The sequence below is a fragment of the Alcaligenes sp. RM2 genome, assembly GCF_052931795.1.
The window spans coordinates 118062-139518 of the sequence record NZ_JBRFIO010000001.1 but is presented as its reverse complement, the minus strand read 5'-3'; the positions used below and the strand labels follow the sequence as shown (position 1 = coordinate 139518).

15 protein-coding genes are annotated in these 21457 nt (G+C 56.9%); 12 read left to right on the top strand and 3 right to left on the bottom strand.

Annotated features, from left to right (window positions below; all coding sequences use genetic code 11):
• Positions 1-12 precede the first annotated feature (12 nt).
• From ACU6HM_RS00605 to ACU6HM_RS00590, 4 genes are all read left to right on the top strand, one after another.
• Positions 13-957, top strand: a complete 945-nt coding sequence (locus tag ACU6HM_RS00605; protein WP_250755969.1) for an acetaldehyde dehydrogenase (acetylating) — start codon at positions 13-15, stop codon at positions 955-957.
• A gap of 17 nt (positions 958-974) precedes the next feature.
• The gene (gene dmpG / locus ACU6HM_RS00600) at positions 975-2009 is read left to right on the top strand and encodes a 4-hydroxy-2-oxovalerate aldolase (RefSeq protein WP_115634055.1); all 1035 of its coding nucleotides are present in this window, start codon (positions 975-977) and stop codon (positions 2007-2009) included.
• Positions 2010-2150: 141 nt separating this feature from the next.
• Positions 2151-3395: a 3-(3-hydroxy-phenyl)propionate transporter MhpT gene (mhpT, locus tag ACU6HM_RS00595; protein WP_250755970.1), complete on the top strand. Its 1245-nt coding sequence runs from the start codon at positions 2151-2153 to the stop codon at positions 3393-3395.
• 362 nt (positions 3396-3757) lie between these two features.
• The gene (locus tag ACU6HM_RS00590; protein WP_238441753.1) at positions 3758-4378 is read left to right on the top strand and encodes a hypothetical protein; all 621 of its coding nucleotides are present in this window, start codon (positions 3758-3760) and stop codon (positions 4376-4378) included.
• Between the two features lie 42 nt (positions 4379-4420).
• Here the strand turns inward: ACU6HM_RS00590 and ACU6HM_RS00585 are convergent, their stop codons facing one another.
• Positions 4421-5593 carry a fimbrial protein gene (locus ACU6HM_RS00585; RefSeq protein WP_254498928.1) on the bottom strand — a complete coding sequence of 391 codons (1173 nt, stop codon included), beginning with the start codon at positions 5591-5593 and terminating at the stop codon, positions 4421-4423.
• Between the two features lie 366 nt (positions 5594-5959).
• Between ACU6HM_RS00585 and ACU6HM_RS00580 the strand changes: the two genes are divergently transcribed.
• The 6 genes from ACU6HM_RS00580 to ACU6HM_RS00555 all read left to right on the top strand — a co-directional run bounded on the left by ACU6HM_RS00580 (position 5960) and on the right by ACU6HM_RS00555 (position 16862).
• Positions 5960-6523, top strand: a complete 564-nt coding sequence (locus ACU6HM_RS00580) for a fimbrial protein (protein ID WP_247966543.1) — start codon at positions 5960-5962, stop codon at positions 6521-6523.
• Positions 6524-6590: 67 nt separating this feature from the next.
• Positions 6591-7346 (top strand): fimbrial biogenesis chaperone, encoded by a 756-nt coding sequence (locus tag ACU6HM_RS00575; RefSeq protein ID WP_446763234.1) that lies wholly within the window; start codon positions 6591-6593, stop codon positions 7344-7346.
• Positions 7347-7475: 129 nt separating this feature from the next.
• Complete coding sequence (locus tag ACU6HM_RS00570; protein WP_250755973.1) at positions 7476-10151, top strand: fimbria/pilus outer membrane usher protein; 2676 nt, start codon at positions 7476-7478, stop codon at positions 10149-10151.
• A gap of 26 nt (positions 10152-10177) precedes the next feature.
• A complete protein-coding gene (locus ACU6HM_RS00565) occupies positions 10178-12940 on the top strand; it encodes an ATP-binding protein (protein WP_446763233.1) in 2763 nt (920 codons plus the stop codon).
• Positions 12941-13036: 96 nt separating this feature from the next.
• A complete protein-coding gene (locus ACU6HM_RS00560) occupies positions 13037-16180 on the top strand; it encodes a response regulator (protein WP_446763232.1) in 3144 nt (1047 codons plus the stop codon).
• A 22-nt stretch (positions 16181-16202) separates the two neighbouring features.
• Positions 16203-16862 (top strand): response regulator, encoded by a 660-nt coding sequence (locus ACU6HM_RS00555; protein WP_035272032.1) that lies wholly within the window; start codon positions 16203-16205, stop codon positions 16860-16862.
• Between the two features lie 32 nt (positions 16863-16894).
• Here ACU6HM_RS00555 and ACU6HM_RS00550 read toward each other — a convergent pair whose 3' ends face one another.
• The gene (locus ACU6HM_RS00550; protein ID WP_369327081.1) at positions 16895-17893 is read right to left on the bottom strand and encodes an EAL domain-containing protein; all 999 of its coding nucleotides are present in this window, start codon (positions 17891-17893) and stop codon (positions 16895-16897) included.
• A gap of 160 nt (positions 17894-18053) precedes the next feature.
• Positions 18054-19172, bottom strand: coding sequence for a fimbrial protein (locus ACU6HM_RS00545; protein WP_115633983.1), 1119 nt, complete (start codon positions 19170-19172; stop codon positions 18054-18056).
• A 402-nt stretch (positions 19173-19574) separates the two neighbouring features.
• Between ACU6HM_RS00545 and ACU6HM_RS00540 the strand changes: the two genes are divergently transcribed.
• Positions 19575-19757: a hypothetical protein gene (locus tag ACU6HM_RS00540; protein WP_003803240.1), complete on the top strand. Its 183-nt coding sequence runs from the start codon at positions 19575-19577 to the stop codon at positions 19755-19757.
• Positions 19750-21162, top strand: a complete 1413-nt coding sequence (locus ACU6HM_RS00535; protein ID WP_446763231.1) for an amidase — start codon at positions 19750-19752, stop codon at positions 21160-21162. The genes ACU6HM_RS00540 and ACU6HM_RS00535 overlap by 8 nt, the downstream gene beginning before the upstream one ends.
• The last annotated feature ends 295 nt before the right edge of the window (positions 21163-21457 follow it).

The window sequence follows — 21457 nt, the reverse complement described above, 5'->3', positions numbered from 1 at the left end:
GGAGTAACACACATGACAAACCCCAAAATTGCCGTCGCCATTATTGGCTCGGGCAATATCGGCACCGACCTGATGATCAAGGTACTGCGCCAAAGCAAATACCTGAGCATGGGTGCCATGGTCGGTATCGACCCCAGCTCGGACGGCCTGGCCCGTGCGGCACGGCTGGGCGTGCCCACCACCCATGAAGGTATTGAAGGGCTGTTGAAGCTGCCCAACTTCCAGGACATTCGCATTGTGTTCGATGCCACCAGTGCCGGGGCCCATGCCCGCCACAATGCGCTGCTGCAAGAACACGGCATCAAGGTGATTGACCTGACGCCTGCCGCCATTGGCCCGTACACCGTGCCCGTGGTGAACCTGGAAGACAATCTGGACGCGCCTAATATCAATATGGTGACCTGCGGCGGACAGGCCACCGTGCCCATCATCGCGGCCATCTCGCAAGTCACCCCCGTGCACTATGCGGAAATCATTGCCTCCATCTCGTCCAAGTCGGCCGGTCCCGGCACGCGCGCCAATATTGACGAGTTCACGGAAACCACCAGCAAAGCCATGCAAGTGGTAGGCGGCGCACAGGTAGGCAAAGCCATTATTGTGCTGAACCCGGCCGAGCCCCCGCTCCTGATGCGCGACACCATCTACACCCTGACGGATCCGGGCAAAGAGGCTGAAATCGAGCAATCGGTTGAAGCTATGGCAGCCAAGGTTCAGGCCTATGTGCCCGGCTATCGCCTCAAGCAAAAAGTGCAATTTGACCTGATCCGGGAAGACCAGCCCATCAATGTACCTGGTCTGGGCTTGCGCTCCGGTCTGAAAACGTCGGTCTTTATCGAGGTAGAAGGTGCGGCCCATTATCTGCCCGCTTACGCAGGCAATCTGGACATCATGACCAGCACCGCCCTGGCCTGTGCCGAGCGTCTGGCACAAACCCGCTTGCTGACGCAGGCCGCATGATTAGCAAGGACACGAACATGGCACACGACTCACAAAAAAAGCTTTTTATTTCCGATGTGACCTTGCGCGACGGCAGCCACGCCGTGCGTCACCAGTACAGCGTGCAGAACGCCATCGACATTGCCCGTGCCCTGGACCAGGCCAAGGTGGACTCGATTGAAGTGGCCCACGGCGACGGGCTGTGCGGCTCCAGCTTCAACTACGGCTTTGGGGCGCACTCTGATCTGGAGTGGATCGAGGCAGTGGCCTCGGTCGTGCAGCACGCCAAGATTGCCACCTTGCTGCTGCCGGGCATTGGCACCATTCATGATCTGAAAGCCGCCTACGACGCCGGCGCACGCATCGTACGCGTTGCCACGCACTGTACGGAAGCGGACGTCAGCAAGCAGTACATCGAATACGCCCGCTCGCTGGGCATGGATGCCGCCGGCTTTTTGATGATGAGCCACATGACCAGTCCGCAGCATCTGGCCGAACAGGCCAAGCTGATGGAAAGCTACGGGGCAACCTGCTGCTATGTGGTGGACTCGGGCGGTGCCTTGAACATGAACGATGTGCGCGAACGCTTCCGGGCCTTCAAGGATGTACTCAAGCCTGAAACCCAGACCGGCATTCACGCCCACCACAACCTGTCCCTGGGCGTGGCAAACAGCATTGTGGCCGTTGAAGAAGGCTGCGACCGCATTGATGCCAGCCTGGCAGGCATGGGCGCCGGTGCCGGCAATGCACCGCTGGAAGTCTTTATTGCGGCTGCCGAGCGCATGGGCTGGAACCATGGCACCGATCTGTACACCCTGATGGATGCCGCCGACGACATTGTGCGCCCGCTGCAGGATCGCCCGGTCCGTGTGGACCGTGAAACCCTGGCCCTGGGTTACGCCGGTGTCTACAGCAGTTTCTTGCGCCACAGCGAAGCCGCAGCCAACAAGTACGGGCTGAAAGTCGTGGACATTCTGGTCGAGCTGGGCAAACGCCGCATGGTGGGCGGACAGGAAGACATGATTGTGGACGTGGCGCTGGACTTGCTGCAGCGCCAAGGCGCCACAGCTTGATTCCGAGACTCTAAAAAAAGTTCTACCCCCGCTCAGCGCTGCCTTGCCGCGCAGTGAGCGGGTTTCTGCACCCTGAATTCGGGGCGGGCAGGGGGCAGAAGCAACAAGAAAAACGTCCCGGTCAACCGAGGAGACATAGCAATGACACATACTCAAGGCCGCAGACATGCGGTCATCACCGTGGCGATCTGCTTTCTGATCGCCGTTATCGAAGGCATGGACATACAGGCTGCTGGTATTGCCGTGAAAGGCGTAGCAGCAGAGTTTGGTCTGAATAAAACCTACCAAGGTTATTTTCTAAGTGCGGGCATTCTGGGGCTACTGCCCGGCTCCCTGATGGGCGGACGCTGGGCCGATAAATACGGTCGCAAGGCCGTGCTGATTGCCTCGGTCGCCATCTTTGCCCTGTTTACCCTGTTCACTGCCTGGGTCAATAGCCTGGCCATCCTGTTGATGGTCCGCTTTCTGGCTGGAGCAGGTCTGGGCGCGGCCATGCCCAATCTGATTACGCTGGCTGCCGAATCCGTCAAACCGGAACACCGTGCCCGTGCAGTGGGCATGATGTATGCCGGCATGCCTGTTGGGGCCGCCATTCTGTCACTGGTCGCTGCCTCCAACTTTGGTGAAAACTGGAAAAACATCTTCTATCTGGGCGGCCTGCTCCCCCTGCTGGTTATTCCTGTCATGGTATGGTTCCTGCCCGAATCACGCGAGTTCCTGCAGGCTCGACAAAGCCCTGCTGTCGTTCAAGGGCGCTTCCAGGATCTGTTCAGCAATGGTCTGGCCACCCGCACCCTGCTCTTGTGGGTCAGCTATTTTTTCACGCTGATGGTTGTCTACCTGATGCTGAGCTGGCTTCCTTCCCTGTTCCAGGAGCTGGGCTTTAGCCGCAAGCAAGGCAGCACAGCCCAATTCTGGTTCATGGTCAGCGCAACCGTGGGCACCGTCTTGTTAGGGTATCTGACCGACCGCTGGCACAAAACCCTGGTTATTGCACTGATGTACGGCGGTATTCTGGCTGGTTTGTTAAGCCTGAACGCCGCATCCGGCCTGACGCAGATGTATTGGGCTGCCGCACTGACGGGTGCGTTTGTGATTGGTTGCCAGGGCGTCTTGTATGCCTTTGGCGGTATTGTCTACCCTACTTCCGTACGTGCCACTGGCGTCGGCACCGCTGCAGCCGTTGGCCGTATCGGCGCAACACTGGGTCCAACCCTTGCAGGCATGTTGCTTAGCCAGGGATATGGAGCCGCTGGCGTCATCAGCTCGGCAATTCCCTGCATTATTGTTTCGGCCTTGTGCATGCTGCTGGTAGTCCGTCAGATCAGCCAGGAGCAAGTACGGGCATCCGACAGCCCCGCCCTGCCAGCCGCTGGAAAAGCGTGAGAACAGAGCCAATTGCAGCTTGGAACCCAGCTGCAACCTGGACACCAGCCCTCCTATAGTCAGCCCTTGCACCAAGGGCTGCGTTCTACCTGGAGGACGCACCCCACACATACGTAGTTCCCCAAGCTTGAATTCGTCTTCAAGCTTGGGGGCTGCTCGGGGGGACTGCCCCCTTCTTCAGCGATTTCCGTCTATGCAATCCACCTGGCCTCACTGGTGGCAATCCCCGACAAGAATGAAAACAAGAATAAAGAATGGCGGGATACAATGGCCGGCTGCTATTTGGCAGCCGAGATTTTTATAGCCAGGCTTGGCGCTGCAGCAGAAAACAACAAGGTGCCTGGCCCTGCACGGAAACACGGATGATGGACACAGTAATTCTTCTTCTGGTCGCCGCAATAGCCCTGCACTTTGTGCGGGCACGGTATCAACGCGGACGCATTATCTTGCTGGGTCGCCACTTGAGCAGCTTCCAGCTGGAACGTCATATGGAAACGCTGACGGAAGGCTATACCCGCGCGATTGGCGAACAGGACCCCTCACGCCAACTGCAGGTGTTGGAGATGTTTGCCCAGACCGAAAACGCGGTAGCCACCCAGATTCAATCCCTGGCTGACCTTCTGCAAAAAGAACCAGCAGAAAACACCCGAGTAGGCATGCTGCCCTTTTGCGTGCCCTATGCCGAACGCATCATCCCCTCCATGACGCGCGACTTCCGCCAGCTATTGCAGATTCATGCTGCCGGGCTGCGTCATATGGTGGACAACCCCGAACAGCTGGACCCAAAAAGCCGGGCCTTTCATCTGTCCGCCGAGCTATACCTGTTTCAACACAGCTGCCACTGGTTCTGCAAATCCCGAACAGTGGCAGATGCACGCCTGCTGGCACGCCATAAGGTGACACATCAAAAGGTGCTGGAGTCCGTGTCCACCCAAACCCGCAATGCCTATTTACGCTGGCAGGAACCCGCCACCAGCAAATAAAAAAAGCGGAGCCCCTTGGCTCCGCTTTTTTCTTCCTGCGTATCAGGGATACACAATCACAAAAGTTGCAGCCGCTTCCAAAGGCCCCGGTCTGACATCTGATTCGGTTTTATTGGGAAGCCGTACATACTGAGCGGTAAAACCGGTAGACAGTACAGCACCATCCGTCAGAGCCGGCCCTACAGAAGGCGCATAACGCGACGGCACCCAGGAGCCTGAAGGCGCAGGACCAAAAGGCAGGGGGTCAGATTCACCGCGATGAAACAAACGTACCCCGACTGCCGGGTTGCTTGAGAGCAAATAATTTTTATTCGTTGCACTATCCCTGGTGTCGGTGAAATAGATATTCAGTTTGGTGTCTTTGGTACACCCCGTTCCCTCAATCAAGAAATGGGCTTGCCCTGACGCACCTGAAGAGCGACTTGCACCTGCAGGCACAATCTGACCGGGATCAACGGGTCCCAGAACCACATTTTGAGTCAAGGTACTGGTCGAGAACTTACAGCTGGGCAGAGCAGGTTTGGGCAACTCAGGCACTTGCACGGTGCCGGTCAAAGCCGCCATGGGGTCCACGAATCCATTAATACAAAGCTGTGCATTAGCCGTGCCCTTTTGATTGGCTGTCATAACAAGGACTTTATTGGCTTCAGTAAAGGTCAGTTTGCCGCCTTTATATACCTTGTCATCAATAACCACCAGTTCAAAACTGTAGAACTGGGCCAGCGTGTAACTGGCCGTTGTTCGCGCTCGTAGCACAGAAATCCACGGGCTACTGGAAATAATCGTTCCCTGCGGAGCACTTGGTCCGATTGGCGTCAAAGAGACAGTGGAGGCGTACCCCGCCCAGCGAACGACCAAACCCAACCCTGGCATCCCACTCAAGGGAACTGCTTGATAAGCGTTATCCGCTATCTGCCCGCTTGCATAGACATTCACTGTTTCGCCGTGAGCAAGGGGCAGGTAGTACTCAGCATAGGCAGACGTACGCCCTACAATATCGCCATTTTTAAAGACGGTGCCGCTAGGGGCCATGCTCCAGCTTGAGCTGGCCGTCAGGTCTCTGGATCTGAAACAGCTCGTTGACTGAGCCTGGACTTGGCCCATCCCGACAAGCAGGGCAATGGGCAGCATCAGTGCTTTAGCCCACACGAATCGCTGGCGGGAAAACTCCTGCTTCCTGAGTATACGGCTCCACATACCACGCATCCCATTCATCAAAATTCGTTTGCAGCCCCTATCGGAGCCAATTAATGATGAAATTTTAAAAGCACGGTCTATTCAATTATTTAAGATTATTCCTAGAGTTATTTCTCCGCTCTTAATAGATACTCAAACCCAATCAAGCTTAATCGTCAAGAATTGCAAACCAAGCAAACAAGCCACTTGACAGAAAAAAACAATTAAAAAAAACATTCTCAATTAATAGGACTGCATTTTAAGAATAGTCCTAAATCTTTTCCCCGATTGATTTCCTAAACTTCAATTGTGCCCAAACAGAGCACACTCCTGGGAACCTTAGAGCGCCCCAAGGCGTACAACAAGGTTGCTTCGTTTGTCCAACAATCGGAAGTCAAATCAATCATGAAAAAGATCCTTTTCGGCCTCACTATCCTTTCCGCTTTTGCTGCTACCGGTGCCCAAGCCGAGCTCACGACTGCTGCCCGCGGCAACATCAACTTTGTGGGCAGCATCAACGCTGACAGTTGCACCGTGCGTTCTCCTGGTGCTTCCAGCTCCGGTGCCAACATGCTGGTCGATATGGGCCCTGTGTCGGCCAAGACTCTGGGCACGGAAGCGACGCCCGCTACCTCTACAGGCGGCATCACCTCGATTTCCAAGAACATCGATATGCAGATCGAATGTGCCACCGGCACCAAAGTTGAGCTGAAGCTGGCTCCTACCGCGACCTCCGGCAAGGGTATTGCTGTCACTGGCGGCGCCCAGAACGTGCAGATCATGCTAGTCAGCGACCAAACCATTCTGGACTTCACCAGCGGCACCGCCAAGCTGGAAGCTCCTTACGCTGACGGCGCCATCAACATTCCTCTGACCGCCTACTACACCCGCAAGGCCGGTGCTGACGTTGCTGATGTTGTCGGTGGCCAAGCCAACGCGACCGTCGCCTACGAGCTGTCTTACGAATAAGACTGCCTGAACCTCTGGCGAAGGGTTATCCCTTTCGCCAGAACTAACCCCTCAAGGAGAATGAACCATGTCCATCTTAACTTTCAAGAAACTGGCTTTTGGATGTCTGGCCCTGAGCGCTGCGCTGTTGAGCAACCAGGCCCAGGCATCCATCTCCTTGAGCGGTACCCGCCTGATCCTGCCCGAGAAGCAGCAAGAAGCGTCCATTGTGGTTCGCAACGACAATTCGCCCATCCTGGTTCAGTCCTGGCTGGAAACGAATACCGATCACGATCAAGCAGAACTCCCCTTTGCCATTACCCCTGCACTGGTCAAAGTTGCCCCTAACGGCCAGCAAGTGATGCGTGTGCTCTATGCCGGTGGTGACCAGGGCCTGCCTCGTGACCGCGAAACCGTGCTCTGGCTGAACATCCAGGAAATCCCACAACAAAGTCCCAGTGACAATCAGCTGCAGATAGCCATTCGCCAACGCATCAAATTATTTTTCCGTCCTGACGGCTTGCCCGGTTCGGCCGCCCAGGCCCCTGCCGATTTGCAGTGGTCCGTGGTCAACGCTCAGGGCGCACCTATGCTGGAGATCCACAACCCCAGCGCTTACCACGTGTCCATGTCCACCCTGCGCACTGCGAAGGGCCAGGAAATGGAAGACCCCGGCATGATTGCCCCTGGCCAGACCCGTCGCTTGCCCTTGGGTCGCTCCGGCGCACAAGACACCTTGCAGTTTCGTGCGATCAGCGACTACGGCAGCGCCGATCCCTATGAAGTTCGCCTGAACGGCCAAAGCAAAGTTCAGGCCCGCACCTTGAGCTCGGACACTCCGTAAGCCGGCGGCACGACCCGCCGCCCACTCCCCGCTTCTCACGTCTGACCCTTTCGGCTACTGGCACCCGGCCAGTAGCAGGAGCCCTTGCACGTCTTCAAATCGTCAATCACGCCCCCTGGGTGCAGAGTCATGTTCACAAAAAACCATCTGTTCTGCCATCGCATTCATCCCATCAGCCGCCAGCCACTGGCCGCGTTGCGGATTGCCTTGCTGCCCTGCATGGTATTTGCAGCTTGTGCTGCCCAGGCTCAGACGACCGCCTCCGTTACCGTGCCCGCTCCCGAAGAAAACAAGACAGAGCCCGTACAAGTTGCTGCTCTGGATAGCGGTGACTCCATGGCATTTAACATGGCCTTCCTGCAAGGCAACGCCTCCACCGCCGACTTGCGCACCCTGCTCTCGAGCAGCAACGTCGCTGAAGGCGTACAGCGCGTGGACCTGTACGTGAACCAGCAGCGTACCGGACGACGCGACATCACCTTCAAACGCAACCCGCGTACGGACGAAAACGAGCCCTGCTTTGACCAGGAGATGCTCGAGCAGATCGGGATTGATCTGAGCAAATTGCCCGCTCCCGTGTCGGCCGAGTCCACCTGCTTGCGTCTGCCTGAAATTGTGCCCGACGCCACGGTGGTCTACGAAAGTGCCCAATTGCGTCTGCTGCTGAGCATCCCGCAGATCTACCTGAGCCCCAGCAAACGCGGTTATGTTGATCCTTCTTTGTGGGACGAAGGCCAGACAGCTGCCTTTGTGAACTACGGTGTCAATGTACGCCGCGATCAAAGCAAAGGCATGTCCGCCACCAACCACCTGAGTGCAGACCTGCGCCTGGGTGTGAACATCGGCCCCTGGCGCATACGCAACAACTCCTACTACACCTCGGGCACCAATCGTTCCAGCTCCTTTACCAGCCAGAACACTTATGCCCAGCGCGATATCGTGTCCCTGAAAAGCCAGTTGCTGGCCGGGCAGACGTATACCCGCTCGCCCCTGTTTGACAGTGTGCGCTTTATGGGTGTGCAGATGCTCTCGGACGAGGCCATGCGCCCCGACAGCGAGCAGGGCTACGCGCCGGTTATCCGTGGCACGGCCGAAAGCAATGCCACGGTCGAAGTACGCCAGAACGGCTATGTGATCTACACCACCAACGTCGCCCCCGGTCCTTTCGCCATCAGTGACCTGGCGCCCTCGGGCTCGAACGGTGATCTGGAAATCACCATTATCGAAGCCGATGGTTCGCGTCGCATCTTGCGCCAGGCATTCTCTGCCCCGCCCTTGATGGTGCGTGAAGGCCGCCTGAGCTATGACATCGCCGCCGGTCAACTGCGCCTGAACGACGAAATGCAGGAGCGTCCCCACTTTGTCAGCGGCTCCATGCTGTATGGCGTCAGCGCCAACACCACCCTGGCCGCCGGGGTGCAGGTGTCCAAAGACTTCAATGCCTATTCCCTGGGGGTCGGCATGAACACCCAGTTGGGTGCGGTCTCGCTGGATGCGACCCGCTCCACCAGTCGTGTCCAGGGCCAGCAATCCCAGGGCACCAGCATGAACCTGCGTTACAACAAGTTCATCGAGGCTACCGGCTCGAACGTGTCCATCAATATGCGTCACGACTTGAGCCGTGGCTATCGCACCCTGTCCGATCACGTCACCGCCACAGAAGCACCAGCGCACTTGCGCCTGTACGGTCAACGTGACTCGCGCCAGCGCATCGATGCCAATATCAGCCAACCTGTAGGCGGTGGCAATCTGTACCTGAGCGCTTCCTACAACAAGAACTGGGAGAACAACTCCTCCAATAGTTTGTCGGTGGGCTACAGCAACCATATCGGCAAGGTGAACTACAACCTGTCGTACACCCGTACCCGGAACCTGCAGTCTTCCTTTGGTCCTTCGCGCTCGCACGACAACGCGGTCATGCTGACTCTGAGCATTCCCCTGGGCAGCGGACAAAATGCACCGCAAAGCTTCACCACGGTCAGCCACGACAATAGTGGCAATGCTGTCCAGGCCGGTGCCAGCGGCCTGCTGCCTACCGAGCGCGAGATCAGCTACGCCGTTGCTGGTGGCCGCAGTGCTGCCGGTGAAAGCAGCGCCTCGGTCAACGTAGGAACAGCAAGCTCTTTTGCCCGCATGAATGCCGGCTACTCCTATGGTAGTCAGCACAGCTCCGGCAATTTCTCGGCCAATGGTTCGCTTGTCGCGCATAGCGGTGGGGTAAACCTGGGGCAGGCGCTGGGCGAGACCATCATGCTGGCCAAAGTAGAGCCGCCTGTAGCCGGGGTAGGCGTATCCAGCCACGCAGGTGTCAAGACCGGCTCGAACGGCTACGCCATCATCCCCAATGCCACCCCCTACCGCAGCAACCACGTCAGCCTGGATACACGCAACGCCCCGCGCAATGCCGAATTCGACAACGCCGTGCAGCAAATCGTCCCTACCCGCGGTGCGGTTGCCCTGGCTACTTTCAAGGCCGAAGTCGGTTACCGCGTACAGTTTGAATTGCGCGATGAGCAAGGTGCAGCGTTGCCCTTTGGCGCCATGGTGCGGGATGCCGCCGGCCAGCAACTGGGCATGACCGACCCGCGTGGCCGTATCCTGACCATGGTCTCCCCTGAACAAATGCGCGGCTATCTGGATATCAGCCGTAATGGTCAGCTGTGTCGCGCCCGCTACGAGCTGGCCGAACAAGCCGAAAGCCTGAACTATCAGTTGCTTCGCCTGAACTGTGTCAAGCGTGAACCCGATCCCATGCTGCCCGGCGATCTGGCCAACCAAGGCGCAAGCCAGGACGGAACAGTATGAGGCCCGTTCAGCTAAGAGGCAGCCCCATGCGAGAGAACCTGCCCTGCATGCAGGTTCCTCGCTTTCCCAGCGTCTTGCTGGGTGCCTTGTCCTTAATCCTTATCCTGTGTGCCTCCTTGGGCACCGGGGCATATCTGTATGCATCGGCTACGCACCTGATTTCCGAGTACCGTCGGCAACTGAACGGTGCTGCCGACCACGCCCAATTATTTTTTGACCAGCGTGAGGTCCTGCTGCGCGCCGTGGCCGCAGCAGCGGTTTCTCCCGACACCGTGCAGCTCTCGTCCAATAGACAAAACCTGGAAACGCTCGACACCCCGAACAATGGCTCAGCCGATCACTACGTCTTTTTACTGACGCGCCGCCATTGGAATGCCATCCATCGCACAGGCACCTTGCGATACAGCGAGCTGGATCCTGCCCGAGACTACCGTCTGGAGCGCGACGGCCAGGGCCGGTTCTGGGAACCACAGGCGAATGCGCTAGCCACACGCCTGAACACCATCAATAAACAGCCTCACGCCCGTCAAGTTCCCGTACTCTGGCTACACCAGGACAATGACTCTTTCTCGCAGTTGGTGGCTTACACCCCTATAGACAGAGAAAACCGTCAGGGAGCCTGGTTGGGTCTTGAACTGAACAATATCGACCGCGCCCTGACCTTGACGCCACCACCACCTGGCACGGAATACATTTTGTTCGATATACGCGGGCAAGCTGTTTTGTACAGCAGCTCCCCGCCTGATGCGTCCGAGTTGCGCTGGGTTCAGCAAGACTACTTTGGTTTTGACGGCAAAGGCTGGCCCAAACATATCATCCTGAGCAAATCCATTGGGACGGGCGGCCTGCGCGTACTCTACGCCCTGCCCACCAAACAGTTATTGCACGATGGCCGCAATGCCTTGATCACGGCCTTGCTGACCCTCACCGTCTTTACCACCGTTGTTCTGGTCGGCGCTTGCCTGATACGGAGGCGCTTGTTGCTACCTGCGCGCCAGCAGCAACAAAGCCTGGTCGATAGCGTGTCCTTGAATCGCAAGCTGGTTGCCATGGCTCCTGTCGGCCTGGCCCTGGTCGACGCTCAAGGTGAAGTGGTTTTTCAAGAAAACCTGCAGGCACGCACCTGGATGCAAGGTGATGATCAATGGCGTACGCGCTTACCCGGTGAGCATGAGCCCAGCACATGCACCGACGTTACCCTGAAGGACGGGCGCAGTGTACGTGTCCATGCCATCAGCTTGCATTACCGCGGACAGCCCGCGGCTCTATGCTCCATTATTGACGTCACCGCTGAAAAAGCCGAAGAGGCTGCCCTGCGTCACTCCCGCCAACTGGCCGAGAACGCCAACATCGCCAAAACTCAATTCCTGACCACCATGAGTCATGAAATCCGCACGCCCCTGTACGGAATTCTAGGGACGCTGGAGCTCCTGTCTCTGTCCGAAAAGCAGCAACACCCTTCGCCCTATCTGGACACCTTGCGCCGCTCGGCCGAAACACTGTTCCGGGTAGTGGGTGAATCGCTGGACCTGTCTCGTATTGAAGCGGGGCACGTCACCCTGGAACCGCGCGAATTCTGTGCGCAGGAGCAGGTGGATGAAACTATTGCAGCGTTTGCTGCAACCGCACAAAACAAGGGCTTGCTACTGTATTCCATCACCCCTGTCAGGGCCCTGGTTCCCACTATTGGTGATCCCCTGAAGATTCGCCAGATTCTGAGCAACCTGATCAGCAATGCCATCAAGTTCACCACTTCTGGCCATGTGGTGCTGCGTCTGCATACTGAACCCCAGCCGGGCAACCGCCTGTTACTGCGCTTTCAGATTACGGACTCCGGACAGGGCATCAGTGCAGAGGTTCTGCCCAAACTGTTCCTGCCCTATTTCAGCCTTAACGAAGGCAGCGCCAACAAGCAGCCTGGCACGGGTCTGGGCTTGCCCATTTGTCAGCGCCTGGCCAGCCTGATGGGCGGCTCTCTGTCTGTGGTCAGTGAACCGGGCCTGGGCACCAGTATCACGTTTGAAGTGATTCTGCCTGTGGCCTCCCCGCCCGGCACAGCTCCGGCTCCCGAGTCCCAATTGGCGTTCCGCCCCGTTTATGTAACTGGAGACATCCCGGAAATCGTTTCCAACGTCAGCAAATGGCTCCGTCATTGGGGTGCCTATGCCCTGCCCTACACCGGGCAAGTCGCCAAACCGGGGGCTGTGCTGGTGCATAGCTGGCCGTCTTTTGCCACCAGTACACCTGAGTGGACTGGCCGCCAGGTCATGGTTCAACCCAATACCCAGACCCAACCCCCTCAAGCCGATAATCCCGACTGCTTCTACACTGCCTCGACCGCCATGAAACACATCATGCAAGCGGTGCAGCAGGCTCAAGCGCTCGATTGCGCGCCTCAGCCGACCAAAGAGACATTAAAACCCTCCGTACGCCCCCAACGTGTACTGGTCGTGGACGACAACCCGGTTAACCGGCAAATTCTTCAGGAGCAATTGACCTTGTTGGGCTGCACCACCCATCTGGAAGCCAGTGGCGAAGCCGCCTTGACCCTGGCCAACAAAGATCGCTTTGATATTGTGTTTACCGACCTGTTCATGCCCGGCATGGATGGCTACTCTCTGGCCCGCGCCCTGCGTGCGGAAGGCTACCAGGGACGCATTATTGGCATTACCGCCAATGCCATTCTGGACAAAGACAAAGAATGGTCCGCCGCAGGCATGGATGCCCTGCTGATCAAACCTCTGCCCATGGCCGCCTTGCGCGACAGCCTGCAGCCTGCGACTCTCTAGACCTATCCGACCATCTGCAATTGCTGCGTCGTGACCACGGCGCGGGACGGTATGATACGGCAGGAATTGCCCAACACGGCGACCTCACGGAGAACCATGGCCAACTCACCTTTTAATCGTATGACGCGGCGCTCGCGTGGACACACACGGCTATTGCTCAGCGTTATTCCTGTCTCCTTCATTTTGCTGGGCGCTCTGCTCGTAGGCGGGCAGCATTTTTTCAGCCAGGAGCGCCATCGTCTGAAATCTGATTTCGCCGTGACGGTAGCTTATATCCACGAACAGGAACGATTTTTAGCGCAGCTCAAGGCTGATGCTGCCAAACTGCAGGCAGGGCCAGAGCCGGAACCGCCGCCGGTAGAAAGCGGCCGCTCCGTCAATATCTGGCGACCCACCGCCAGTGTCTCCTTTTCCATGATTTGCGAGCAGCATTGCCGTGCCCCCAAAGAGGCCTACGGAACCTTGGGTGCCGATCTGGCCGACAGCTTTGCGTCCTTTTGGGCCAGATCCTATTTTCCGTCCGGCTACCTGTTCCTGTTCCATCCCGACATGGAGGACAGCCTGAGCATTCCGGAGCTGGAATCCTCCCGCACAGATACGGTCCTGCCTATTGCGTCGCACAAAGAAGCACGCGACCACGTCCAGCCCTGGAGCACGCCTTTACCCGGTCCACAAGCAGTGAAGTGGGTTTCCCTGCCCGACCACCCCTTGCATATGCTGGGCATCATCCCGGTTGCCTTGCCCGGACTGCCCGTACCTGGTGCAGACCCGGCCCGATTCCAGGCCATGAGTCTGTTTGACAAAGGCAGGCTGCGGGAATTTTTCAATCAGTCCGAAGCGCCTGTCGGGTATCGATTCTGGCTGCACCATACCCAGCAAGGTTTGCTGATCGGTAAAAACGACTCCCCTGATTTACAGCACGATGGTTTTAGCATCAGCTGGCGGGGCCTGGCCTTTCAAATGAGCGATCCCTCCGGCACCTGGACAGGGCGCTACCTGATCAGCCCCAGTCAGTTGCTGGACAGCACATGGGTGCCCCTGGGCACGGTCGTATTTTTATTGCTGAGTTTGCTGGGCGGCATGGCTTATGCCCGCTGGTACGGGCGCCGTGTGGTGGAGCCAGCACGTCAGGCCCAACGTGCACTGCTGGAAAGCCGGGACTTCAACCGCAGCATCATTGATACCTCGCCGGTAGCTCTGTGCGTGATCAGCAAAGAAAAACGGCAGATTATTTTTGGCAATGCCCAGGCACTGGAATGGCTGGGTCTGGATGCGGGGGATGTATTACCTGAACAGGCACCGCTAGCCTTGGCCCTGAACACCTTGCAGCAACAGGGAGCGCAGGCCACCGAAGGCAAAGTAGATTTAGCAGATGGACGCAGCCTGCATTTGGCCTGCGCACCCAGCCGCTACCATGAGCAGGACGTTCTGCTGTGTGTGTTGATGGACCTGACGGCACAAGAAGAAATCCAGCGTGAACTGGAACGCGCGCGCGCGGCCGCCGATGAAGCCAGTACGGCCAAATCCGCTTTCCTGGCCACGATGAGTCATGAGATTCGCACGCCTCTGTACGGCGTTTTGGGCTCCCTGGAGTTGCTGTCCATGACCGAATTAAATAGCCAGCAGCATCAACAGGTAGACCGAATTCAAGGTGCCTCGCGCCAATTGTTGCAGATCATCAGTGACATTCTGGATATCAGCCGGATTGAAGCGGGCCAAACTCATGTGCAGTCGGTGCCCCTGGACCCGATTGCTTTGGTCCAGGATTGCACCGCCACCTATACCGCCATGGCTCAGCAAAAAAACCTGCTGCTGTTTTGCCATATAGACCCGGATGTCCCTTCTTGCGTCCTGGGCGATCCTCTGCACATACGTCAGATTCTGAGCAATCTGATCAGCAATGCCGTCAAGTTCACTCAGGCAGGTCACATTATTGTGCGACTGCGTCTTGAGCAGATTGCCCAAGGAAAAGCCCAATTAATGTTTCAGGTGGCTGATAGTGGCGTGGGCATTGAGCACGAACGACAGGACAAGCTGTTTACCCCCTTTTATGTCGCCCATGCGGGCGAGCACACCATACGAGGAGCAGGCTTGGGCCTGTCCATCTGTGCCCGTCTGGCCGAACTGATGGACAGTCAGATTCAGTTAACCAGTGAACCAGGACTGGGCAGCAGTTTCTCCTTTACGCTGAATCTGGACATAGAGCCCAAAGAGGCCCAAACCCGCCCTGCCCCGAACCTGCATGGCATGAAGCTGCATGTGCGAACACCCCATGCCGAATTGTCCGAGTCAATCTGCAATTGGCTCATCCGCTGGAATGCCCAGGCACAAGCCCTGCTGCCCAGCGACTCTCTGACAGGCCAGGCCGAAGAGATCTTGCTGGATGTGATGATGCCCGGCAGCCAGCCGGTACCTCATTGGCTCGGCCCCTACCTCAGTGTCTCGGCACGCGATGGCAGTAGTACCTTGCCCGAGGCGGATGGCACCAGTCCCGAAAGCATCGCTCGTTCCCTGGAGCGCTGGCGGGCACAACAACATGCCACGCCGGCACAAATCCTGGAGTCCACGCCACCCGCCAAAACAGCGATCAAGCCCCCCAGCCGCCCAGGCCTGCATGTGCTGGTCGCTGAAGACAACCCGCTCAATCAGGCGACCTTGCGGGAACAGCTGGAGCGTTTGGGATATCAGGTAACCCTGGCTCAAGATGGCGAAGAGGCCTTGAGTCTGTGGGATGACAACAACCATGATTTGCTACTGACAGACGTCAATATGCCCAATATGACGGGCTACGAGTTGGCACGCCAACTGCGTGCACAAGGCATGAATGCACCCATCATTGGCATTACCGCCAACGCCATGCGCGACGAAGCCCAGCGCTGTACGCAAAGCGGCATGAACGCATGCCTGGTCAAGCCCATGAATCTGGCCACCCTGAGCAGTCTGCTGGAATCGTTAGCTACCTCACCTGTGCCCAAACGCTATCGGGATATTTTCCGCAGCACCATGAGCAAGGATTTACAGACTCTGGAACAAGCCCTGCAAGAGCAAAACGCGGCGCAAAGCCAGGCCGTCCTGCATCGCATGGCTGGAGCTCTGGTGGTAATGGGTCTGCATGAAATCGCGGACAGAGTGAAAGAACTGGAACAGAATTTCAGGCAAAATACTCAACAAACTGAAACACAAGTTCATACAGCCGCTGCCGTGTGCCAGGCACTACGCGAGCTGATTGAACAAGTCTAGCAAAACAGGCAAGGAAACCCGAATGCCCGCCATTCAGAAACTGCGCGTCATCATTGCAGACGATCACCCATTGATTTTGATGGGGATACGCGAGCTGCTGGGCCGCGATATCAACCTGAGCGTTGAGGCCGTAGCTGCCAGCCCCTCGGAGCTGGTCGAGCACCTGCAGAAAAACCAGCCCGATACCATCATTACCGACTACTCCATGCCCGGCGATGAGCAGTATGGCGACGGGATGCGCTTCATTTCTTATCTACGGCGCCACTTTCCAGACGTCAAACTGATTGTGCTGACCATGGTGTCCAACCCCATGATTATTTCTTCTTTGTACGATGCTGGCGTACAAGGAGTTGTCCTCAAACAGGACGAGCTCTCTGAAGTCCTGGTCGCCCTGCACTTGTTGCGCCAGGGCGTGAAGTACTACCCGGCCAATTTCAAGCAAGATACGCCCAAAGACGTGCTGACCAGCTCGGTACAGGAACGCCTGGAGTCCCTGAGCCCCCGGGAATTTGAAGTCCTGCGCCTGTTTGCCATGGGAGACTCCATCAGCGCCATTGCTGAACAATTAAACCGCAGCATCAAGACTATCAGCGCCCAAAAAGCATCGGCCATGCGCAAACTGAACGTGCATAACAACCAGGACCTGATTGCGTTCTGTACCCAGAACAACCTGTTCTCCTAAATACGCACAAGGCAGGGCCGGGCATGCTTGATTCATGTCGCCCAACGCTGACGCATCCACATATCCAGCTCAAAGGCGGGTGTGGGTTTGGCGAACAAATAGCCTTGAGCATAATCACAGCCCATTTGTCGTAAGCAATCCAGATCCTCCTGCTGCTCTACTCCTTCGGCGGTAACACGCAGGCCACGCTGCTTGGCCACCCGGATCCAGTCTTGTACCTGTTCGCTTTGCTCGCGACTGTGCGCCAAGCCATACACACTTTGCCGGTCCAGTTTGAGTTCTGAAAACGGGGCTGACATCAAACGTTCCATTGAGCTGTAGGCCACCCCGGCATCATCTTGCGCCAGCCCAAAGCCCATCGCTACCAGGCGTGAAGCCCCTAAAAATAAGGCGCAGGGCGTCCGGGTGTTGGAGTTTTCCAGCAACTCCAACGTAATCTGGCTGGCCTGCCCCTGCTGTTCCTGTACACAGGCCATCAGACGATCTGGCAGGCTGACATCATCAAGCAAATGAGTGGGCAGGTTCACTGCAACAGGCACCGACAAACCCTGACGACGCCAATAGGCCTGTAAACCTAGAACCTCTTGCAGCATATGCAAGAGCAAAGCCTCGTCCAGGCCATGCTCACTGAACCAGGGCAAAAACACATCGGGTGACAAGACACCCCATTGAGGGTGACGCCAGCGCGCCAGAGCCTCCAACGCAACCAACTGCTGGGACTGCACCGAGACCTTGGGCTGCAGCCACGCCTGAACCTGCTCCTTCCGCAAGGCATCGAGCAAAACGGCCCGCGTAATCAGCATCCCGCCCTGTTCAGCCTGAGCGCACCCGCTACGGCCCGAAAAGCCGTAAGGCCGGACTAGGCGGCTGCTCAAGGCCTTGCTGTCTACCGGAGCTGCGCTTGCTTTAGCAGAACGCCCGACAGCAGGGACAATGCGCCGGGGCATCCACAAGCCGGACTCCGAGCGAGGCTGACGAAGCAAGTTCATCACCATCGTAGGTGGCAGGTGAGAAGTGGATGGTGCGAACATGAATGTCCCCGGCTAACAATGAACAGACTGGAATTTCCAGGCCAGAATCGATAACTGAGATCGTAAGATTTCCTGCGGGCTAATGGCCTAGGAATAGTCTGAAAACCCCAGCCCTTGCCAGTGCAGCCCGCTCTTTGTATGAGCGGATGCCATCACAGGCCTAGTCATACATGAAAGTGACCACGGCCTCGGCCTGCAAACTGCCTGGTGTTACCGTGCCGCTTTGCACATTGGGCAATTGCACATACTGGGCGGTGATAGGCAAATACATATCAGATAAAGAGCTGCTTGTTGGCCCTTCCACGACGGGGGGACGGTCCGGCAAAGTGGAACCCACAGGCGCAGGCCCAAACCCGATTGGCTGCTGGCTATCCCGGTGATACAGACGCACACCAACCGACGGATGTGAAGAGCGCAAATAATTCTTGGGCTCCGAACTGGCACGAGTATCGGTAAAAAAGGCCTTGATCGTGGTACCTGCCGGACAGCCGCGGCCTACCAGTTCAAAGTTTTGTTCAGCGATCCTCCCCTCGCTGCGACTGCTGCCATATGCGGCCAACTGCGAGAGGGTGATGGGCGGCATGGACACCACCCGGTTCAGGTCCGCCGACGAACAGGTAGGAGCTGGAGGTTTGGGCATTTCGGGAATTCCACCCCCTTTTACCAAAGGCGCCATCAAATCAAGAATCCCATTAACGCAAATTGTGTTTCTGCCTGCTGAACTAGTCCGAGAAACAAAAGCAGTAACTGCCTGCTCATTAGTTACCTCAAGCTTCCCACCCTTATATTTTTCCGCGTCGATCACCACAATTTCGTATTTGAAATAATACGAAATCGTGTAGCTTCTGGGGCCTTCTCCAGTCAACATCTTCCCCAGATAAGGAACAGAAACCGGGGTTCCGTTAGGACGGACAGAAGAAGCAGTAAACGCGTAAAGGCTATAAAATCCATTCCAGGAAACTCGCACTCCCACACCAGGTGTTTTGGGCATAGGAATAGCGTTATAGGGGTGTTCACCACCGTTCACCCCCCCTGCATCCACACTGGTTTTGCGCTCGTATCCCGAATAAAAAAATGTCGAGTATGTCAGCGCCGAGGCTATTACCTGACCGTTATAGAACCCATTTCCATAAGGCTCAACCTTCCAATCATATAAATTCAAATCCGTATTTCTTATGCAATCCTCATTAGTTTGAGCAATAGTATTCACGGAAAAGCAGGTAATAAAACCGGCTACCAGCATTGAACACAACTTGCTTTTGAATTTTTTATTTCTCATGGGATTACCTTTTGTTAAATAGGTATGTAAAAAGACCCAGATACAATTTCACCAATTCATACCCCAACAAACCATAAGACTATTCCGATAGTGCTTTTTACCTACTGTCTAAATCTGTGAATCAAGCCGGCTAAAGCGCATAGATCAGAGGCCGGAAAGCTGCAAAATCGACCAGCTTTTCCCGTCCTCGACGCCCTCTGGTAAACCCCAGTATGTTTAGGCATCAATATTTTGTAGATTGAAAAAGCAGACATCTGAGTCTGCCAAAACACATGCATGCGCTGCCAACGTTGCCAGCGACATGCAGGCAATAAAGCCTCACTCCCTGTCACCAGGGGTGGGGCTTTTTTTGTGCGCGTCATCGGCGCATGCACGGTTTTGAAAACGATAAGGAGAGGACAAATGACTGTAAGTGTCAAAGACACCCTGGCTGCAAAAGGAATACACCCCAGTCCCGAACATCTGGCCAAGCTGGAGACCAAATGGCGCGAGATTCAAGCCATGAAAGGCAATCTGGAAGGTATTGCCATTGACGATGCCGACCTTGCTATCAAACACCTGGCCGGAGGGGATCACCATGAATAAGGAATTGCTTGAGCTAAGCGTCATTGAACTGGCGGACAAACTGCGCAACAAGGCTGTTTCTCCTGTCGAAGTGACTGACAACCTACTGGCCTACATCGACAAGTCGAACCCACAGACCAACGCCTACATTTCCGTCACCGCCGAGCAGGCCAGAAAAAGTGCCAAGCAAGCCGAACAGGACATCATGGCCGGCAAGTACAAGGGCGTGTTCCATGGTGTGCCCCTGGCGCTGAAAGACAATATCTACTTTGCGAACGAGGTCACCACCATGGCCTCCAAGATTCACAAGGACTTTGTCTCCAAGGACGACGCCACCGTTGCCACCAAGCTGCGCGATGCCGGGGTAATCTTCACCGGCAAGCTGAACATGCACGAATATGCCTGGGGTATCGACAACAACAACCCGCACTTTGGTGCCGTGCATAACCCCTGGAACCCTGATCGTGTCCCCGGCGGCTCCAGCGGTGGCTCCGGCGCCGCCGTTGCCTCCCACAGTTCCTACAACACGTTGGGTACTGACACAGCCGGCTCCATTCGCATCCCGTCGGCCGCTTGCGGGATTGTGGGCCTGAAACCCACGCACGGACGCGTCAGTAAATTTGGCGTCTACCCACTGGCCTGGACCCTGGACCACGTTGGCCCCATGTCCAAAACCGTAGCGGACGCTGCCGCGATGCTGGAAGTGATTGCCGGTTTTGATCCCCGCGACCCGACCTGCGCCAATGTCCCTGCCGGCTCCTACCTGAGCGCCCTGAACGGCAACGTCAAAGGTCTGCGCATCGGCATCATCGAAGACTACTTCTTCAAGAACGTCGACTCGGGAATTGAAAAAGTCATTCGCGACCGCCTGGCCGACCTGGAAAAACAGGGCGCCAAAGTCATCCCCCTGAAAGTGCCTGCCCTGCGCTACTCCGAATGGGCCGAGTTGGCCGTCAGCCTGACCGAGGCGGCGACCATCCACCACCAGGACCTGATCAAACGCCCAGAAGACTTTGGCGGTGACATTCGCTTCCTGTTTGAACTGGGCGAACTGTTCAGCGGCATCGACTACCTGCAAGCCCAGCAAGTACGCCGCGCCCTGAAACAGCAATTTACCGGCACCTTCAGCGACGTAGACGTCATCATCGCCCCCACCCTGCCTTGCCAGGTACCGGACATTGGCATGGATACCGTCAACATCAACGGAAAAACGCTGGACTTCATCGACGAAGGCATCCGCTTTACCGGCCCCAGCAACCTGACCGGTCTGCCGGCCGTCACGGTGCCCGCCGGTATCTCCAACGGCATGCCCGTAGGCCTGCAAATCATCGGCCCTGCCTTTGAAGAAGCACGCATCCTGAACGTAGCCTACGCCGTGGAATCGATGAAACCCCTGGCAGGACACCAACCCGTTCTGAAGCCTTAAGCCGACCCCGGCCCCACCTGTATGCATAGGCAAACGGGGCCGGTTTTTTTACACCAACAAGCCAGAACCCAGTTTGGGATTCTGGCTTGTTCTTTATGTATTTCCCAAGCCCCTCAAGCCCGCCGCCCGACCAATCGGCGGGTCAGAGTCCTTGCCGCCGGCGAACCATTGCGTAGGGATGCAAGCGCCCTTCTGTTTGACGGGGACGCTTGTGGCTGGTCCGGGGGACCAGTCACCCCCGGAGTTAAGGGCGCGCCCGGAGCAATGGTACGCCAAGGGCACCGGTGCGCAGCAC

What these genes read in the sequence shown, in the direction of transcription:
- ACU6HM_RS00555 (WP_035272032.1), top strand. Translation starts at nt 16,203, where the DNA reads ATGCCCGCCATTCAGAAACTGCGCGTCATCATTGCAGACGATCACCCA.
- mhpT (WP_250755970.1), top strand. Translation starts at nt 2,151, where the DNA reads ATGACACATACTCAAGGCCGCAGACATGCGGTCATCACCGTGGCGATC.
- ACU6HM_RS00540 (WP_003803240.1), top strand. Translation starts at nt 19,575, where the DNA reads ATGACTGTAAGTGTCAAAGACACCCTGGCTGCAAAAGGAATACACCCC.
- ACU6HM_RS00605 (WP_250755969.1), top strand. Translation starts at nt 13, where the DNA reads ATGACAAACCCCAAAATTGCCGTCGCCATTATTGGCTCGGGCAATATC.
- ACU6HM_RS00585 (WP_254498928.1), bottom strand. Translation starts at nt 5,593, where the DNA reads ATGAATGGGATGCGTGGTATGTGGAGCCGTATACTCAGGAAGCAGGAG.
- ACU6HM_RS00535 (WP_446763231.1), top strand. Translation starts at nt 19,750, where the DNA reads ATGAATAAGGAATTGCTTGAGCTAAGCGTCATTGAACTGGCGGACAAA.
- ACU6HM_RS00565 (WP_446763233.1), top strand. Translation starts at nt 10,178, where the DNA reads ATGCGAGAGAACCTGCCCTGCATGCAGGTTCCTCGCTTTCCCAGCGTC.
- ACU6HM_RS00570 (WP_250755973.1), top strand. Translation starts at nt 7,476, where the DNA reads ATGTTCACAAAAAACCATCTGTTCTGCCATCGCATTCATCCCATCAGC.
- ACU6HM_RS00590 (WP_238441753.1), top strand. Translation starts at nt 3,758, where the DNA reads ATGATGGACACAGTAATTCTTCTTCTGGTCGCCGCAATAGCCCTGCAC.
- ACU6HM_RS00545 (WP_115633983.1), bottom strand. Translation starts at nt 19,172, where the DNA reads ATGAGAAATAAAAAATTCAAAAGCAAGTTGTGTTCAATGCTGGTAGCC.
- ACU6HM_RS00560 (WP_446763232.1), top strand. Translation starts at nt 13,037, where the DNA reads ATGGCCAACTCACCTTTTAATCGTATGACGCGGCGCTCGCGTGGACAC.
- dmpG (WP_115634055.1), top strand. Translation starts at nt 975, where the DNA reads ATGGCACACGACTCACAAAAAAAGCTTTTTATTTCCGATGTGACCTTG.
- ACU6HM_RS00575 (WP_446763234.1), top strand. Translation starts at nt 6,591, where the DNA reads ATGTCCATCTTAACTTTCAAGAAACTGGCTTTTGGATGTCTGGCCCTG.
- ACU6HM_RS00580 (WP_247966543.1), top strand. Translation starts at nt 5,960, where the DNA reads ATGAAAAAGATCCTTTTCGGCCTCACTATCCTTTCCGCTTTTGCTGCT.
- ACU6HM_RS00550 (WP_369327081.1), bottom strand. Translation starts at nt 17,893, where the DNA reads ATGTTCGCACCATCCACTTCTCACCTGCCACCTACGATGGTGATGAAC.